This window comes from Rugamonas sp. GW822-FHT03B10 (assembly GCF_058801745.1).
On the sequence record NZ_JBXANP010000062.1, the window covers coordinates 1 to 532 of the forward strand.

Genomic DNA, 532 nt, shown 5'->3' on the forward strand with positions numbered 1-532 from the left:
GATATTAGCCCCCACCGTTTCTTCCCTGACAAAAGAGCTTTACAACCCGAAGGCCTTCTTCACTCACGCGGCATTGCTGGATCAGGCTTGCGCCCATTGTCCAAAATTCCCCACTGCTGCCTCCCGTAGGAGTCTGGACCGTGTCTCAGTTCCAGTGTGGCTGGTCGTCCTCTCAGACCAGCTACTGATCGTTGCCTTGGTGGGCTTTTACCCCGCCAACTAGCTAATCAGATATCGGCCGCTCCAGGAGCATGAGGTCTTGCGATCCCCCACTTTCATCCTTAGATCGTATGCGGTATTAGCGTAACTTTCGCTACGTTATCCCCCACTCCAGGGTACGTTCCGATATATTACTCACCCGTTCGCCACTCGCCGCCAGGTTGCCCCGCGCTGCCGTTCGACTTGCATGTGTAAGGCATGCCGCCAGCGTTCAATCTGAGCCAGGATCAAACTCTTCAGTTTAATCTCTGTTTGTTTGCGATTTCTCGCACCGCTATTGCTAGCGGGTCGCTCACTCAAAATACTGACAGGC

Annotated in this window: 1 rRNA gene; it reads right to left on the reverse strand. The window is 53.9% G+C overall.

Annotated features, from left to right (window positions below):
* Positions 1 to 462 (reverse strand): 16S ribosomal RNA (locus AC1RQG_RS27860); the annotation flags it as partial.
* Positions 463 to 532 lie beyond the last annotated feature (70 nt).